The following is a 15982-nucleotide window of genomic DNA, read 5'->3' as shown; positions in this document are numbered from 1 at the left end:
CGATCAATCAGGCTTGGCTACTTTCCAGGCGCCGTCCATCTTGCCGTCGCCGGTCATGTCACCGGCTTTCTTGTCCATCACGAAGGTGTACAGCGGCTTGCCGTCATAGGCCCACTGCATGGAGCCGTCGTCACGCTTGATGACGGTCCACTCGCCCATCGCCTTGTCGCCGCTGGCGGCCATCAGCGGCGGCCAGTTGGCGGCGCACTTGTCGTTGCACATGGACTTGCCGCCGCTGTCCTTGGCAAAGGTGTACAAGGTCATGCCCTTGTGATCGACGAACATGCCGTCTTTGGTCATCGCCGGTTCCGCAGCGAACGCCAGCCCCGGCAGGGCCAGCGCAGCGCTCAGCAACAGGGCTTTCCAGGATTGCGTGAGTTGAGTCATAGAAACCTTCTTTGGTGGTTGTCAGGATTCGGACCCAAAGCTTAGTCCACGAATGCAGCCCTCGCACCAGCACCTAAAATACTGTCACACGACTGCAATAATTCCGTTATCTAATGCGGCGCAAGACAGTTAAATGACAAGAGGATTAAGCATGGTTGGCAGGAGCATTCTGATCGTTGACGACGAAGCGCCCATTCGCGAAATGATCGCCGTCGCGTTGGAAATGGCCGGCTACGACTGCCTGGAGGCGGAGAACTCCCAGCAGGCCCATGCCATCATCGTCGACCGCAAGCCCGACCTGATCCTGCTCGACTGGATGCTGCCCGGCACCTCCGGCATCGAGCTGGCGCGGCGCCTGAAACGCGATGAGCTGACCGGTGACATCCCGATCATCATGCTCACCGCCAAGGGCGAAGAGGACAACAAGATCCAGGGCCTGGAAGTCGGCGCCGACGACTACATCACCAAGCCATTCTCCCCTCGCGAGCTGGTCGCGCGCCTCAAGGCCGTGCTGCGCCGCGCTGGTCCGACCGACGGCGAGGCACCGATCGAAGTCGGCGGCCTGCTGCTGGACCCGATCAGCCACCGCGTGACCATCGACGGCAAACCGGCCGAGATGGGCCCGACCGAATACCGCCTGCTGCAATTTTTCATGACCCACCAGGAGCGCGCCTACACCCGCGGCCAGTTGCTGGACCAGGTCTGGGGCGGCAACGTCTATGTCGAAGAGCGTACCGTCGACGTGCATATCCGCCGCCTGCGCAAAGCCTTGGGCGATGCCTACGAGAATCTGGTACAAACCGTGCGCGGCACCGGCTACCGTTTTTCCACCAAGGCCTGAAGCCGGCCCCTTATTCGCCAGACGCTTACAAGGACGCGTGTTAAGTGAACCAGAACTGGCATGGCACCCTGATTCGCCACATGCTGCTGTTAGTCACCGGCTGCCTGCTGGTGGGCCTGATCAGCGGTTACTACGGCTGGAGCCTGGCCATCGGCCTGGGGATCTACCTGGCCTGGACCCTCAAGCAACTGTTGCGCCTGCACGAATGGCTGCGCCTGCACCAACCCGATGAAGCACCGCCCGATGGCTACGGCCTGTGGGGCGAGGTGTTCGACAGCATCTACCACCTGCAACGCCGCGACCAACGGGTGCGCGGGCGCCTGCAAGCCGTGATCGACCGGGTCCAGGAGTCCACCGCGGCGCTGAAAGACGCGGTGATCATGCTCGACAGCGACGGCAATCTGGAATGGTGGAACCGCGCGTCGGAAACCCTGCTGGGCCTGAAGACCCCGCAAGACAGCGGCCAGCCGGTGACCAACCTGGTGCGCCATCCGCGCTTCAAGGAATATTTCGAGCAGGACAATTACAACGAGCCGCTGGAAATCCCCTCGCCGACCAACGACCGGGTACGCATCCAGCTGTACATCACCCGCTACGGCAACAACGAACACCTGATGCTGGTGCGCGACGTGACCCGCATCCACCAGTTGGAACAGATGCGCAAGGACTTCATCGCCAACGTCTCCCACGAGCTGCGCACGCCGCTGACGGTGATCTGCGGCTACCTGGAAACCCTGCTCGACAACGTCGAGGAAGTGAATCCGCGCTGGAGCCGCGCCCTGCAGCAGATGCAGCAGCAAGGCGGGCGCATGCAGACCCTGCTCAACGATCTGCTGCTGTTGGCCAAGCTGGAAGCCACCGACTACCCGTCGGACAACCAGCCGGTGCCGATCGACGTGCTGCTGCAGTCGATCAAGAGCGATGCCCAGGCGCTGTCCGGGGAGCGCAACCAGCGCATCACCCTGGAAGCCGACGCGCAGGTCCTGCTCAAGGGCAGCGAGGCGGAACTGCGCAGCGCCTTTTCCAACCTGGTGTTCAACGCCGTGAAATACACCCCGGCCGAGGGCAACATCCGCATCCGCTGGTGGGGCGACGAGCAAGGCGCGCACCTGAGCGTGCAGGATTCGGGGATCGGCATCGACAGCAAGCACTTGCCACGCCTGACCGAACGCTTCTACCGGGTCGACTCCAGCCGCAACTCCAACACCGGCGGCACCGGCCTGGGCCTGGCCATCGTCAAGCATGTGCTGCTGCGCCATCGGGCGCGCCTGGAGATCAGCAGCGTACCGGGCCACGGCAGCACTTTTACCTGCCATTTCGCCCCGGCCCAGGTGAAAAGATTGCGTGCCGACACCCTGACCGACCAGCGGTGACAGCCACGCGCCACTAGGCAATCGCCCTGCCAGCCGCTACATTGGCTGGCTTGCGCCGGCCATTGCGCCGCGCATTTCTCTCTTTTTCGAATACACGGAACCCGCAAAACTCCATCATGGACCCTTCCCCTGGTTTTACCCTCGCGTCTCTTTTCGCCGACTTCGGCATGATTCTTTTTGCACTGCTCCTGGTTCTGCTCAACGGCTTTTTCGTAGCCGCCGAGTTCGCCATGGTCAAACTGCGCTCGACCCGGGTCGAGGCCATCGCCCATAAGAACGGCTGGCGCGGGCAGATCCTGCGCACCGTCCACAGCCAGCTGGATGCCTACCTTTCCGCGTGCCAGCTGGGGATCACCCTGGCCTCCCTCGGCCTGGGCTGGGTCGGTGAGCCGGCTTTCGCGCATTTGCTGGCGCCGCTGCTCAGCGCCGTGGGCGTGGACTCGGCGGAAGTGGTCAAGGGCGTGTCGTTCTTTACCGCCTTCTTCATCATTTCCTACCTGCACATCGTGGTCGGCGAACTGGCGCCCAAGTCCTGGGCCATCCGCAAGCCCGAGCTGCTGTCGCTGTGGACAGCGGTGCCGCTGTACCTGTTCTACTGGCTGATGTACCCGGCGATCTACCTGCTCAACGCCAGCGCCAACACCATCCTGCGCATCGCCGGCCAGGGCGAGCCCGGCCCGCATCACGAGCACCACTACAGCCGCGAAGAACTGAAGCTGATCCTGCACTCCAGCCGGGGCCAGGACCCCAGCGACCAGGGCATGCGCGTACTGGCCTCGGCCGTGGAAATGGGCGAGCTGGAAGTGGTGGACTGGGCCAACTCCCGGGAAGACCTGATCAGCGTGGAATTCAACGCGCCGCTGAAGCAGATCCTCGCCCTGTTCCGCCGCCACAAGTTCAGCCGCTACCCGGTCTACGACAGCGAGCGCAACGAGTTCGTCGGCCTGCTGCACATCAAGGACCTGCTGCTGGAACTGGCGGCGCTGGACCACATCCCCGAATCGTTCAACCTGGCCGAGCTGACCCGCCCCCTGGAGCGCGTTTCCCGGCACATGCCGCTGTCGCAGCTGCTGGAACAGTTCCGTAAAGGCGGTTCGCACTTCGCCCTGGTGGAAGAAGCCGACGGCAAGATCATCGGCTACCTGACCATGGAAGACGTGCTGGAAGTGCTGGTCGGCGATATCCAGGACGAACACCGCAAGGCCGAGCGCGGCATCCTCGCCTACCAGCCCGGCAAGTTGCTGGTGCGCGGCGATACCCCGCTGTTCAAGGTGGAACGCCTGCTAGGCATCGACCTGGACCATATCGAGGCCGAAACCCTCGCCGGCCTGGTCTACGAAACCCTGAAACGGGTACCGGAAGAAGAAGAGGTCATGGAAGTCGAAGGCCTGCGCATCATCATCAAGAAGATGAAAGGCCCGAAAATCGTCCTGGCCAAGGTGTTGATGCTCGATTGAGCAAGGCCTGAGCCCCCATCGCGAGTAATCGACGCTCGATTGCTCGCGATCTCTCCCCTGATTACACCCGCCCCGCTGATCGCCCTGCAGGCGCTGACGAAGGCTGCGATCGACCTCGGCGGCACTCCGACGAAGCGGGCGCAGGATCTTGAGATCGCTGAAGGCCTGCGGCCTTATCGCAGCCTTCGGCAGCGGCTACATGGCTACTTTTTGCCCAGCGCGAAATTCGGCAGGCTGCCGATGGGCTGGTTGAACTGATAGGGAATCGACACCAGCCCCAGCCCCGTATTGCGCTGCACCACGAAGTGCAGGTGCGGGCCGCTGCTGTTGCCGGTGTTGCCCGACAACGCCAGCGGGCTGCCCACCACGACCTGCTGGCCTTCACGCACCCTTACCGAGCCGCGCTTGAGGTGCAGGTACACCCCCATGGTGCCGTCGTTGTGCAACACCCGCACGAAATTGCCGGAAGGGTCGGTGCCGCGCCCGCTCTGGCGGTTCTCGGTCTTCACCACCACCCCGCCACGCGCCGCGATGATCGGCGTGCCCTCGGGCATGGCGATGTCCATGGCATAGCGGCTCTTGGGGCCGAAATGGCTGTACCGGCCGTTGGCGCCCTGGGTCAGGCGAAAGGGGCCACCACGCCAGGGCAGCGGGTAACGATAGGCCTGGGCGGCGCCCGCAGGGTCGCCCAGGGAGTAACGAAACTGCGGGACATAGATCAGCGGCTTGCCCGCCTGCATCGCTGTGAGCTGCGCCAGGCGCTGTCGGCTGCGGGCCGGCAGTACCCGGCGAATCGGCTGCCTGGGGGCACTGCGGATGTTCTTCAGGCCGGTAAACCCCAGCTCGATCTCCACCGGCGCATACAGGTCGTTACGCACAAAGACGCTGTCCACGCCCCAGCTCTTCTCGACGTCCAGACGCACCTGGCGTTCCAGGTGCTCGACCATGCGATCGCGAAACACGAACACCTGGGCGCCCGGCGACGGACGGTCGCTGTAGGACACCACGCCGTTGGCGTCGGTGGACTTGTAGATGGTCATGGCCATGGCCGAGGTGGCAGCCAGCAACAGACCGCAGGAAAACAGCAGGTGCGTGAACATGGGCAAGATTCTGAGGAAAGCCTGAAGTCAGGCTAGCAGCCCGACGTGGACTTTGTATGAATCAACCCTGCACCAGAGGTTCCATTGCCGACGGACTGAAACTGATATCGACCCCCAGGTGCGCGGCGTCGGAGAGGTTGACCAGCGCATCCAGGGAAAACTTGTTGATCTTGCCGCTGAGCACGTCGTTGAGCCGCGGCTGGGTGATATTGAGCCGCCTGGCGGCCTCCTTCTGCGAAACACCCCAGGCCTTGATGGTCTTGCCCAGCTCCAGCATGAGCTTGGAGCGCAGGCGCATATTGGCGGCTTCCTGGGGCGAACCTTCGAGCGCGTCCCATACACTGGCGAAACGCTCGGTATGCATGTGATCGGTCATGGCGTGCACTTATCTCCTGAAGTCTGGCCCGAGCCAACTCGATGTCCCGCGCTTCGGTCTTGCGGGTGGTCTTGCGCATGGCGTGCAGCACATAAACGGCCGCGGGCCGGTTGGCCACGTAAAACACCCGAAACGCCCCTGAATCCTCACTGATCCTGATCTCAAACACCCCCGGCCCCACGGTTTTCATCGACCGGCAGTCATAGGGCTGCTCGCCCTGCTGCAACAGATCCAGCTGAAAGCCCGCGGCCCTTCGCGCATCCAGCGGAAAAGCCCGGAGGTCCCGGAGCGCGCTCCCGACAAACACCACATCCTTGTGCCTAGGCATCGAACCTCTCCCGTTACTGACCCCAGAGAGGTTAAACAACCCGACCGCCACAGCGCGCGACCGGGTTGTTTCAAAGCGTGGCCAGGCACAAGAAAAGCCAAAAGCACAGGCCACAAACTATATCAGTACAGATATAAATCAACCTGAAAAACCGAGAATCGGACACACGGCATCAAACCACTGCCCCCTCCCCAACGCCTTGCTCTGCGCCGCCTGCAACACCTCACACCCATCACCCAGCAACAGATACAACGCCTGAGTAACACGCCCCGAATCACCCTCATCAGCGTGCAAAAGCGTGGTACAGGAAAGTGTTTGCAGCAGGTTTCGCGCCGCATTCAAACGCAGACTGGCACTGGGAATCGCCGAAGGGCGCGCAAGGTTTGAGATCGTTGAAGGCCTTTGGCCTTATCGCAGCCTGCGGCAGCGGCTACAGGATCGGGGCCAGCCGTCCGGAAAGTGCGGCGTCAGGACGGACGTCATCGCGGGTAAGCCTCGCTCCTATGGAAACGTGGCTACCCGCGAAACAGCGGGCAGGAACCCGTCAGGCGCCGGGGACGAAGTGCTTTTGCGCCGTGCCGCGGGCGATCAGGCGGGAGATGTAGTCGAGCTTCTGCGCATCCTGGTCGACGAAGCGGAAGGTCAGTTGCAACCACTCGCTGTCCGGCTTCGGCTCATAGGCCACCACTGCATGCAGGTAGCCGTTCAAACGCGCCACTTCGGCATTGTCACCCTGCTCCAGGTCCAGCACCGCGCTGTCCAGTACCTGCGGCAGCGTATCGGTGCGCTTCACCACCAACAGCGCCTCCTTGATGCTCAGCGCCTTGATCACGCACTGCTGGGTACCGCTGGACAGACGCAATTGCCCCTGGCCACGCCCCCCAGCAGACGCAGCGGCGGCAGGCGCCGGCGCCTTTACCGGAGGACTGTTGAGCAACCCACGAGACGGGGCTGCGGCGGGAGCAGGAGCGGACACCACGGCAGGCTTGGCAAACGGATTGACCGTCGCAGCCGCCGGCGCGGCGCCGATGACTTCGGCCTTGCCGCCGGTCAGGGCACTCAGGGAGTCATTGCCAAACGCCGAGTTCATCTTGGTCGGCGCGCTGTTCATCAGGGTGTCGAGCTTGCCGACCTTATTCAGCGCCTGCTTGACCTTGGTCAGCAGCTGCTCGTTGGTGAACGGCTTGCTGACGTAGCCGGAGACACCGGCCTGGATCGCCTGCACCACGTTCTCCTTGTCGCCGCGACTGGTGACCATGATGAACGGCATGGCCTTCATCGCCTCCTGGCCACGGCACCAGGTCAGCAGCTCCAGGCCGGACATTTCCGGCATTTCCCAGTCGCACAAGACCAGGTCGAAGGCTTCACGGGCCAGCAGGGCCTGGGCTTTACGGCCGTTGATGGCGTCCTCGATCTTGATGCCAGGGAAGTAGTTGCGCAGACACTTCTTCACCAGGTCACGAATGAACGAAGCGTCATCCACCACCAACACACTTACCTTACTCATCGACCACCCCTTTAAAAATCCCGGCTAGCATAACGCTTTACTGATGGCACTTTGCCAAAACTCTTCAGTCACGCCAGGACTTTTCGTTCGCGGGCGCTGCTTTTCAAGTTAAATCCCCATAAACGAAAACGCCCGGCCAAAGGGCCGGGCGCTTCTCTCGGGCAACCTTACTTATCGTCAGCTTCACCCGGAACATTAGCGGTTTCGGCACTGGTGCCTTCAACTTCTTCCTTCATTCGCTTCAGGCCCAGATGGCGCACATCGGTGCCGCGCACCAGGTAAATCACCAGCTCCGAGATGTTGCGCGCGTGGTCGCCGATCCGCTCCAGGGAGCGCAGGACCCAGATGATGCTCAGAACGCGCGAGATCGAGCGCGGATCTTCCATCATGTAGGTGGCCAACTCGCGCAGCGCGGTCTTGTACTCGCGGTCGATGATCTTGTCGTACTGGGCCACCGACAGCGCCAGGTCGGCGTCGAAGCGGGCAAAAGCATCCAGCGCATCGCGGACCATGTTGCGCACCTGGTCGCCGATATGCCGCACTTCCACGTAGCCGCGCGGGGCTTCGCCTTCTTCGCACAGCTGGATGGCGCGACGGGCGATCTTGGTCGATTCGTCGCCGATGCGCTCCAGGTCGATCACCGACTTGGAGATGCTGATGATCAGGCGCAGGTCGGAAGCCGCCGGCTGGCGACGGGCGAGAATGCGCAGGCATTCTTCGTCGATGTTGCGTTCCATCTGGTTGATCTGGTCGTCGATCTCGCGCACCTGCTGGGCGAGCCCCGAGTCGGCTTCGATCAGCGCGGTGACGGCGTCGTTGACTTGTTTCTCGACCAGCCCGCCCATCGCCAGGAGGTGGCTGCGCACCTCCTCGAGCTCGGCGTTGAACTGCTGGGAGATGTGATGCGTGAGGCCTTCTTTACTAATCATGGTTGGCGTCCTTGGAGCGTCCGGTAAGGTGCGGTGGACCGCAGCGTCAGTTCAGTGAGCAACAACAGCTTCCTAGCCGTAACGACCGGTGATGTAGTCTTCGGTCTGCTTCTTCGCCGGATTGGTGAACAGCGTATCGGTGTCGCCGAATTCCACCAGTTTGCCCATGTACATGAACGCCGTGTAGTCGGAGACCCGCGCGGCCTGTTGCATGTTGTGGGTCACGATCACAATGGTGAACTTCGATTTCAGTTCGTAGATCAGCTCTTCGACCTTCAAGGTGGAGATCGGATCGAGCGCCGAGCACGGTTCGTCGAGCAGCAGCACTTCCGGTTCCACGGCGATGGTGCGGGCGATCACCAGACGCTGCTGCTGGCCACCGGACAGGCCGAGTGCCGATTCATGCAGGCGATCCTTGACCTCGTCCCACAGCGCCGCGCCCTTGAGGGCCCACTCGACGGCTTCGTCGAGGATGCGCTTCTTGTTGATGCCCTGGATGCGCAGGCCGTAGACCACGTTCTCGTAGATGGTTTTCGGGAACGGGTTGGGCTTCTGGAACACCATGCCCACGCGGCGGCGCAGCTCGGCGACGTCTTCGCCCTTGCGGTAGATGTTGTTGCCGTAGAGGTTGATCTCGCCTTCCACGCGGCAGCCGTCCACCAGGTCGTTCATCCGGTTGAAGGTACGCAGCAGGGTCGACTTGCCGCAGCCGGACGGGCCGATGAAGGCAGTCACGCGCTGCTTCGGAATGTTCATGCTGACGTCGAACAGCGCCTGCTTCTCACCGTAGAACAGGCTCAGGCCCGGGACTTCGATGGCCACGGTTTCCTGGTCCAGGTTCAGGCTCTGCTTGTCGCGGCCCAGGGCCGACATGTTGATGCCGTGGGTATGTGCTTCTTGTTGCATGATCTCACTCCGTTCGTAGCTGCAAGCTTCTAGCTGCAAGCTGCAAGTTTGAGCAAAAGCGGCTTGTAGCTTGCCGCTTGTGGCTAATGGCTTTAGCTATCCAGCGCCTTGTATTTCTCGCGCAGGTGGTTACGAATCCACACTGCCGACAGGTTGAGCGTCGCGATCACCAGCACCAGCAGCAGCGCCGTGGCGTACACCAGCGGCCGCGCGGCCTCGACGTTGGGGCTCTGGAAGCCGACGTCATAGATATGGAAGCCCAGGTGCATGATCTTCTGGTCCAGGTGCAGGTACGGGTAGTTGCCGTCCACCGGCAGCGACGGCGCCAGTTTCACCACACCCACCAGCATCAGCGGCGCCACTTCACCGGCGGCGCGGGCCACCGCGAGGATCATGCCGGTCATCATCGCCGGACTGGCCATTGGCAGCACGATCTTCCACAGGGTTTCCGCCTTGGTCGCGCCCAGGGCCAGGGAACCTTCACGCACGGTGCGGGGAATCCGCGCCAGGCCTTCCTCGGTGGCCACGATCACCACCGGCACCGCCAGCAGCGCCAGGGTCAGGGAAGCCCAGAGCAGGCCCGGGGTGCCGAAGGTCGGCGCCGGCAGCGCTTCGGGGAAGAACAAGCGGTCGAGGGAACCGCCCAACACATAGACGAAGAAACCCAGGCCGAACACGCCGTAGACAATGGCCGGCACGCCCGCCAGGTTGTTCACCGCGATGCGGATCACCCGGGTCAGGGTGTTCTGCTTGGCGTATTCACGCAGGTACACCGCGGCCAGCACGCCGAACGGGGTGACGATCATCGCCATGATCAGGGTCATCATCACGGTACCGAAGATCGCCGGGAAGATACCGCCCTCGGTGTTGGCTTCACGCGGGTCGTCGCTGAGGAACTCCCAGACCTTGCTGAAGTAGAAGCCCAGCTTGGTGAAGGTGCCCATGCCGTTCGGCTGGTAGGCGTGCACCACCTTGCCCAGGCTGATCTCGATCTCTTTGCCGTTGGCGTCGCGGGCGGTGAGGCTGTCACGGTTGAACTGCGCGTGCAGGTCGCTCAGGCGGGCCTCGACGTCCTGGTAACGGGCGTTCAGCTCGGCGCGTTCGCTTTCCATGTCGGCCTGGGCGGCGGCATCGAGCTTGCCGTCCAGCTCCAGCTTGCGACCGTGCAGGCGGATGCGCTCGAGACCGGCGTTGATCGCACCGATGTCGACTTTCTCCAGGGTCTTGAGCTGGGCCGCCAGCTTGTTCACTCGCTCGATGCGCGCCTGTAGTTCCGGCCAGGCCGCTTCGCCTTCGGCGATGACCTTGCCATCCTGCTTGACGTTGACCAGGTAGCCGTAGAAGTTGCCCCACTCGCGCCGCTCGATGGCCATCAGCTCCGGCGGAGTGGTCTGGTTGGTCAGCCAGTCGCCGACGATCCAGGTGAAGTCGTTGCCGTTCAGGTCACGGTTGCCGACCTTGATCAGCTCGCGGGTCATGAACTCGGGGCCTTCGTCCGGCACCGGCAGGCCGGCGCTCTTGAGGCGTGCCCGCGGCACTTCTTCCTTCTGTACCACTTCGCCGATGACCAGGTGGTTGGCCTGGCCCGGCACGTCGTAGTGGGCATGCACCAGGTCCGCCGGCCAGAAGTGGCCCAGACCGCGTACGGCGATCACTGCCAATAGGCCGATAGTCATGATGACCGCGATGGACACCGCGCCACCGCTGATCCAGACGCCCGGGGCGCCGCTCTTGAACCATCCATTCAGGGAGTTCTGTTTCACAGACTTCTACCTTTCTTAAAGCGACGAGTATTTCTTGCGCAGACGCTGACGGATCAGCTCGGCGAGGGTGTTCATGACGAAGGTGAACAGCAGCAGCACCAGCGCCGAGAGGAACAGCACGCGGTAGTGGCTGCCGCCGACTTCCGACTCCGGCATTTCCACCGCGACGTTGGCCGCCAGGGTGCGCAGGCCTTCGAACAGGTTCATTTCCATGACCGGAGTGTTGCCGGTGGCCATCAGCACGATCATGGTTTCGCCGACCGCGCGGCCCATGCCGATCATCAGCGCCGAGAAGATGCCCGGGCTGGCGGTGAGGATCACCACGCGGGTCATGGTCTGCCACGGCGTGGCGCCCAGGGCCAGGGAGCCCAGGGTCAGGCCGCGCGGCACGCTGAACACGGCGTCTTCGGCGATCGAGTAGATGTTCGGGATCACCGCAAAACCCATGGCCAGGCCGACCACCAGGGCGTTGCGCTGGTCGTAGGTGATGCCCAGGTCATGGGAGATCCACATGCGCATGTCGCCGCCGAAGAACCAGTTCTCCATGAATGGGCTCATGTACAGCGAGAACCAGCCCACCAGGATGATCACCGGGATCAGGATCGCGCTTTCCCAGCCATCCGGCACCTTGAGGCGCACCGACTCAGGCAGGCGGCTGAAGACGAAACCGGCCACCAGGATGCCGATCGGCAGCAGCATCAGCAGGCTGAAAATGCCCGGCAGATGACCTTCGACGTAAGGCGCGAGGAACAGGCCGGCGAAGAAGCCGAGGATCACCGTCGGCATCGCTTCCATCAGCTCGATCACCGGCTTGACCTTGCGGCGCATGCCCGGAGCCATGAAGTAAGCGGTGTAGATCGCCGCGGCCACCGCCAGCGGCGCCGCCAGCAGCATCGCGTAGAACGCTGCCTTCAACGTACCGAAGGTCAGTGGCGAAAGGCTCAGCTTGGGTTCGAAGTCGGTGTTGGCCGCGGTCGATTGCCAGACGTATTTAGGCTCGTCGTAGTTCTCGTACCAGACCTTGCTCCACAGCGCGCTCCAGGACACTTCCGGGTGCGGGTTGTCGAGCACCAGCGGTTGCAGCTTGCCGCCGGCTTCGACGATCACCCGGTTGGCCCGTGGCGACAGGCCGAACAGGCCTTCGCCCTCGACCACCTGGTCCACCAGCAGGGTGCGGTGCGCGGTGCTGTGGAACACGCCGAGCTTGCCCGAGGCGTCCAGGGCGACGAAGCCTTTGCGGCGCTCTTCGGCGGTGATTTCGATGATCGGCGTGGTACTCATCTGGAAGGTACGGATCTGCTTCAGGCGCAGTTCGCCGTCCGGGTCGCGGGCCATGAACCACTGGGCCAGGCCGCCCTTGGAAGTGCCGATGATCAGCGAGATACCGCCCACCAGCTGGGTGCTGGCCGTCACTTCGGCATCGGCATCCTCCAGCAGTTTGTAGCGACCGTTGAGGCTCTTGTCGCGCAGGCTGAACACGTCGGCCTGGGCACGCCCGTTGATCACGTACAGCCACTGCTGGCGCGGGTCGATGTACATGGCCTTGACCGGTTCGGTCATCTGCGGCAGCTCGATGCGGTTCTGCTCGCTGGTGACCTCGCCGGTCATCATGTTTTCTTCGCGGGTCAACTGCAGCACGTGCAATTGCGCGCCGCTGGAACCGGCCACCACCAGCGCCGAATCGGTGGCGTTGAGGTTGACGTGCTCCAGGGCACCGCCCTGCTCGTTCAGCACGATCGGGGTTTCGCCATAAGGGTATTCGATAGCCGGCGAGATGGTTTTCTTGCCTTCCGGGTAGCTGACCTTATAGGTGTGACGGAATACCAGCGCCTGGCCATCGGACAGGCCCACCACCACCAGCGGGCTGCCCGGCTGATCCTTGCCGATGGCGGTCACGGTGGTGCCGGCCGGAATCGGCAGGTCGACGCGGCGCAGCTCGGCACCGTTGTCGATGTCGAAGAACAGCGCCTGGCCCTTGTCGGAAACCCGCATGCCGACCTGGTTCTGCTCTTCCAGGGAGAACATCAGCGGCTTGCCGGCGTCCTGCATCCAGGCTGGCGTCAGCGGGTCTTTAGCGGTCAGGTCGGCGCCCTGGAACAGGGGCAGCACGACATAGGCGAGGAAGAAGAAGATCAAGGTGATCGCGGCCAGCACGGCCAGGCCGCCGACGAGGACGTACCAACGGGTCAGGCGATCTTTCAGCGCGCGGATGCGGCGCTTGCGTTGCAGCTCAGGCGTATTGAAGTCAATGCGCTTGGGGGGAGAAGTCGGAGTCATGGTGGAGTTGGCCAGATCATTCATGCGCACACCCTAGCGATCCTGTATGACAGAAAGATGACAATGCAGTGACGCAACAAATCCGCCGCGGAGCAGAGCTGGCAGCGGATCGAAAATTGGGGGGTGTAGGAGCGAGCCCGCTCGCTCCTACAAGGTCCGGGACAGGCCCGGACCTAGGGTGTTACTTTTTTACGACTGCAGCGCCTTCCTGCAGGCCCAGGTCAGCCAGTGCCTTGGCGGCGACTTTGGCTGGCAGTGGGATGTAGCCGTCTTTCACTACCACTTCCTGACCCTGTTTCGACAGAACCAGTTTCACGAACTCGGCTTCCAGCGGGGCCAGAGGCTTGTTCGGGGCCTTGTTGATGTACACGTACAGGAAGCGCGACAGCGGGTACTTGCCGTTCAGGGCGTTTTCTTCGGTGTCTTCGATGAATTCGCTGCTGCCTTTCTTGGCCAGGGCCACGGTCTTCACGCTGGCGGTCTTGTAGCCGATGCCCGAGTAGCCGATGCCGTTCAGCGAGGAGCTGATGGACTGGACCACCGAAGCCGAACCAGGCTGTTCGTTGACGTTAGGCTTGTAGTCGCCTTTGCACAGGGCTTCTTCCTTGAAGTAGCCGTAGGTGCCGGATACCGAGTTACGACCGAACAGCTGGACCGGCTTGTTGGCCAGGTCGCCGGTCACGCCCAGGTCGCCCCAGGTCTTGACGTCGGCCTTGGCGCCGCACAGGCGGGTCGACGAGAAGATCGCGTCAACCTGTTCCATGGTCAGGTGCTGGATCGGGTTGTCCTTGTGCACGAACACGGCCAGGGCGTCCACGGCAACCGGGATAGCGGTTGGCTTGTAGCCGTACTTCTGCTCGAAGGCAGCCAGTTCGGTGTCCTTCATCTTGCGGCTCATCGGGCCCAGGTTGGAGGTGCCTTCGGTCAGCGCAGGTGGCGCGGTGGCGGAGCCAGCGGCCTGAATCTGAATGTTGACGTTCGGGTATTCCTTTTTGTAGTTCTCGGCCCACAGGGTCATGAGGTTGGCCAGGGTATCGGAACCGACGCTGGACAGGTTGCCCGACACACCAGTGGTCTTGGTGTAGCTCGGGATAGCAGGGTCAACAGCGGCAACCGCGTGGGCAGTCGCAACGCCAGCAGCGACAAAAGTCATTGCCGCCATCAAACGCTTCAGTTTCATGCCTTACTCCTAGCAGATAGGGTGTGTTAAGTCGGGCCAAGTATCTGTAGGCCGTGTGAACACTCTATGGCTGAAATATGACAATTAGATGAAAGGCCAGCATTCGCGATGGAAGGCTGGCCTTTCTTTATAGAGGGATAAAAAACGCTTTGTAGTAGCCGCTGCCGCAGGCTGCGATAGGTCCGCAGGACCTCCAGGGCCCTGAAGATCGCCGCGCCCCTTCGGGTCGTTCGCAGCCTTCGGCAGCGGCTACAGGGTCACAGGATCAGCGGCCCTTTTTCCACAGGTACAGGCCGACCAGGATCCCGATGCTGCAAATAATTGCAACATAATAGGCCGGGCCCATCGGGCTCTCCTTGAGCAGCGCGGTCACCACCATCGGCGTCAGGCCACCGAAGATCGCGTAGGCCAGGTTGTAGGAGAACGACAGGCCGCTGAAGCGCACCACCGCCGGGAAGGCCTTGACCATCACATACGGCACCGCGCCGATGGTGCCCACCAGCAGGCCGGTCAGCGCGTACAGTGGGAACAGCCAGTCCGGGTGATCCAGCAGGCTGTGGTAGAAGGTCCAGGAAGTCGCCAGCAGCAGCGCGCTGCCGAATACGAACACCCGGCCGGCGCCAAAACGGTCGGCCAGCGCGCCGGACGCCACGCACCCCAGGCTCAGGAACACGATCGCCAGGCTGTTGGCCTGCAACGCGGTGGTCGGGGTGAAGTGATAGACCGTCTGCAGCACGGTCGGGGTCATCAGGATCACCACGATGATCCCGGCGGACAGCAGCCAGGTCAGCAGCATCGAGAGAATGATCGCGCTGCGGTGGTCGCGCAGCACCGCGCGCAGCGGCACCTCCTCGGCCAGGGCCTTGCGCAGCTGCAGCTCGGCGAACACCGGGGTTTCGTGCAGCCAGCGGCGCAGGTACACCGAGAACAGGCCGAACACGCCGCCGAGCAGGAACGGAATCCGCCAGGCGTAATCGGCGACTTCGCCCGGGGTATAGATGCTATTGATCGCGGTGGCCACCAGCGAACCCAGGAGAATCCCGGCCGTCAGGCCCGAGGTCAGGGTGCCGCAGGCGTAGCCGATATGCCGCTGCGGCACATGCTCGGAAACGAACACCCAGGCGCCCGGCACTTCACCGCCGATGGCCGCGCCCTGGATCACCCGCATCAGCAGCAACAGGATCGGCGCCCACATGCCGATCTGCGCGTAGGTCGGCAGCAGGCCCATGATCAGGGTCGGTACCGCCATCATGAAAATGCTCAGGGTGAACATCTTCTTGCGCCCGAGCAGGTCGCCGAAGTGCGCCATGACAATCCCGCCCAGGGGCCGGGCCAGGTAGCCGGCGGCGAAGATGCCGAAGGTCTGCATCAGGCGCAGCCACTCGGGCATGTCCGCGGGGAAGAACAGCTTGCCGACCACCGTGGCGAAGAACACGAAAATGATGAAGTCGTAGAACTCCAGCGCGCCGCCCAGGGCGGACAGCGACAGGGTCTTGTAGTCATTGCGGGTCAATGGACGAGCAGGTTGCGCGGGCTGCGCGACGCTCGAAGGCACAGT

At 62.8% G+C, this 15982-nt stretch carries 13 protein-coding genes and 1 pseudogene; 3 read left to right on the top strand and 11 right to left on the bottom strand.

Features of this window, described 5'->3' with window-relative positions:
* Positions 1-3: 3 nt before the first annotated feature.
* Positions 4-387 (bottom strand): hypothetical protein, encoded by a 384-nt coding sequence (locus tag CRO75_RS05060; RefSeq protein WP_097134626.1) that lies wholly within the window; start codon positions 385-387, stop codon positions 4-6.
* Positions 388-538: 151 nt separating this feature from the next.
* Here CRO75_RS05060 and phoB point away from each other — a divergent pair, with 151 nt between their 5' ends.
* From phoB to CRO75_RS05045, 3 genes are all read left to right on the top strand, one after another.
* Positions 539-1228 carry a phosphate regulon transcriptional regulator PhoB gene (phoB, locus tag CRO75_RS05055; RefSeq protein WP_007896474.1) on the top strand — a complete coding sequence of 230 codons (690 nt, stop codon included), beginning with the start codon at positions 539-541 and terminating at the stop codon, positions 1226-1228.
* A gap of 80 nt (positions 1229-1308) precedes the next feature.
* On the top strand, positions 1309-2601 hold the full coding sequence (gene phoR, locus CRO75_RS05050) for a phosphate regulon sensor histidine kinase PhoR (RefSeq protein WP_239990563.1): 1293 nt from the start codon (positions 1309-1311) through the stop codon (positions 2599-2601).
* A gap of 116 nt (positions 2602-2717) precedes the next feature.
* Entirely contained in the window at positions 2718-4058 is a 1341-nt protein-coding gene (locus tag CRO75_RS05045) for a hemolysin family protein (RefSeq protein WP_007930300.1), read from the top strand.
* Positions 4059-4261: 203 nt separating this feature from the next.
* On the opposite strand, the gene CRO75_RS05040 is transcribed toward CRO75_RS05045, so the two are convergent.
* The 10 genes and pseudogenes from CRO75_RS05040 to CRO75_RS04995 all read right to left on the bottom strand — a co-directional run bounded on the left by CRO75_RS05040 (position 4262) and on the right by CRO75_RS04995 (position 15979).
* Positions 4262-5158: a peptidoglycan DD-metalloendopeptidase family protein gene (locus tag CRO75_RS05040; RefSeq protein ID WP_097134624.1), complete on the bottom strand. Its 897-nt coding sequence runs from the start codon at positions 5156-5158 to the stop codon at positions 4262-4264.
* Positions 5159-5219: 61 nt separating this feature from the next.
* Complete coding sequence (locus CRO75_RS05035) at positions 5220-5534, bottom strand: XRE family transcriptional regulator (RefSeq protein ID WP_037004383.1); 315 nt, start codon at positions 5532-5534, stop codon at positions 5220-5222.
* Between the two features lie 4 nt (positions 5535-5538).
* Positions 5539-5862, bottom strand: a pseudogene (locus CRO75_RS05030) (type II toxin-antitoxin system RelE/ParE family toxin); the annotation flags it as partial.
* Between the two features lie 544 nt (positions 5863-6406).
* A complete protein-coding gene (locus tag CRO75_RS05025) occupies positions 6407-7369 on the bottom strand; it encodes a response regulator (RefSeq protein WP_097134623.1) in 963 nt (320 codons plus the stop codon).
* 167 nt (positions 7370-7536) lie between these two features.
* The gene (phoU, locus tag CRO75_RS05020; protein WP_009041366.1) at positions 7537-8298 is read right to left on the bottom strand and encodes a phosphate signaling complex protein PhoU; all 762 of its coding nucleotides are present in this window, start codon (positions 8296-8298) and stop codon (positions 7537-7539) included.
* Between the two features lie 72 nt (positions 8299-8370).
* Positions 8371-9204: a phosphate ABC transporter ATP-binding protein PstB gene (gene pstB, locus CRO75_RS05015; RefSeq protein ID WP_007928526.1), complete on the bottom strand. Its 834-nt coding sequence runs from the start codon at positions 9202-9204 to the stop codon at positions 8371-8373.
* Positions 9205-9296: 92 nt separating this feature from the next.
* A complete protein-coding gene (gene pstA / locus CRO75_RS05010; RefSeq protein ID WP_062824210.1) occupies positions 9297-10967 on the bottom strand; it encodes a phosphate ABC transporter permease PstA in 1671 nt (556 codons plus the stop codon).
* Between the two features lie 15 nt (positions 10968-10982).
* Positions 10983-13268 (bottom strand): ABC transporter permease subunit, encoded by a 2286-nt coding sequence (locus tag CRO75_RS05005; protein WP_097134622.1) that lies wholly within the window; start codon positions 13266-13268, stop codon positions 10983-10985.
* Positions 13269-13425: 157 nt separating this feature from the next.
* A complete protein-coding gene (locus CRO75_RS05000) occupies positions 13426-14424 on the bottom strand; it encodes a phosphate ABC transporter substrate-binding protein PstS family protein (RefSeq protein ID WP_097134621.1) in 999 nt (332 codons plus the stop codon).
* 265 nt (positions 14425-14689) lie between these two features.
* A complete protein-coding gene (locus CRO75_RS04995; protein ID WP_177323804.1) occupies positions 14690-15979 on the bottom strand; it encodes an MFS transporter in 1290 nt (429 codons plus the stop codon).
* Between the last annotated feature and the right edge of the window lie 3 nt (positions 15980-15982).

Origin of the sequence: Pseudomonas sp. LAMO17WK12:I10, from assembly GCF_900215185.1 — a bacterium.
Classification (GTDB): domain Bacteria; phylum Pseudomonadota; class Gammaproteobacteria; order Pseudomonadales; family Pseudomonadaceae; genus Aquipseudomonas; species Aquipseudomonas chlororaphis.
The sequence above is the reverse complement of the archived record's forward strand: the minus strand, read 5'-3'. Positions and strand labels throughout refer to the sequence as shown.

Excerpts from the sequence above, each read along its gene's own strand:
- CRO75_RS05060 (WP_097134626.1), bottom strand. The coding sequence starts at position 387 with ATGACTCAACTCACGCAATCCTGGAAAGCCCTGTTGCTGAGCGCTGCG.
- phoB (WP_007896474.1), top strand. The coding sequence starts at position 539 with ATGGTTGGCAGGAGCATTCTGATCGTTGACGACGAAGCGCCCATTCGC.
- phoR (WP_239990563.1), top strand. The coding sequence starts at position 1,309 with ATGCTGCTGTTAGTCACCGGCTGCCTGCTGGTGGGCCTGATCAGCGGT.
- CRO75_RS05045 (WP_007930300.1), top strand. The coding sequence starts at position 2,718 with ATGGACCCTTCCCCTGGTTTTACCCTCGCGTCTCTTTTCGCCGACTTC.
- CRO75_RS05040 (WP_097134624.1), bottom strand. The coding sequence starts at position 5,158 with ATGTTCACGCACCTGCTGTTTTCCTGCGGTCTGTTGCTGGCTGCCACC.
- CRO75_RS05035 (WP_037004383.1), bottom strand. The coding sequence starts at position 5,534 with ATGACCGATCACATGCATACCGAGCGTTTCGCCAGTGTATGGGACGCG.
- CRO75_RS05025 (WP_097134623.1), bottom strand. The coding sequence starts at position 7,369 with ATGAGTAAGGTAAGTGTGTTGGTGGTGGATGACGCTTCGTTCATTCGT.
- phoU (WP_009041366.1), bottom strand. The coding sequence starts at position 8,298 with ATGATTAGTAAAGAAGGCCTCACGCATCACATCTCCCAGCAGTTCAAC.
- pstB (WP_007928526.1), bottom strand. The coding sequence starts at position 9,204 with ATGCAACAAGAAGCACATACCCACGGCATCAACATGTCGGCCCTGGGC.
- CRO75_RS05005 (WP_097134622.1), bottom strand. The coding sequence starts at position 13,268 with ATGAATGATCTGGCCAACTCCACCATGACTCCGACTTCTCCCCCCAAG.
- CRO75_RS05000 (WP_097134621.1), bottom strand. The coding sequence starts at position 14,424 with ATGAAACTGAAGCGTTTGATGGCGGCAATGACTTTTGTCGCTGCTGGC.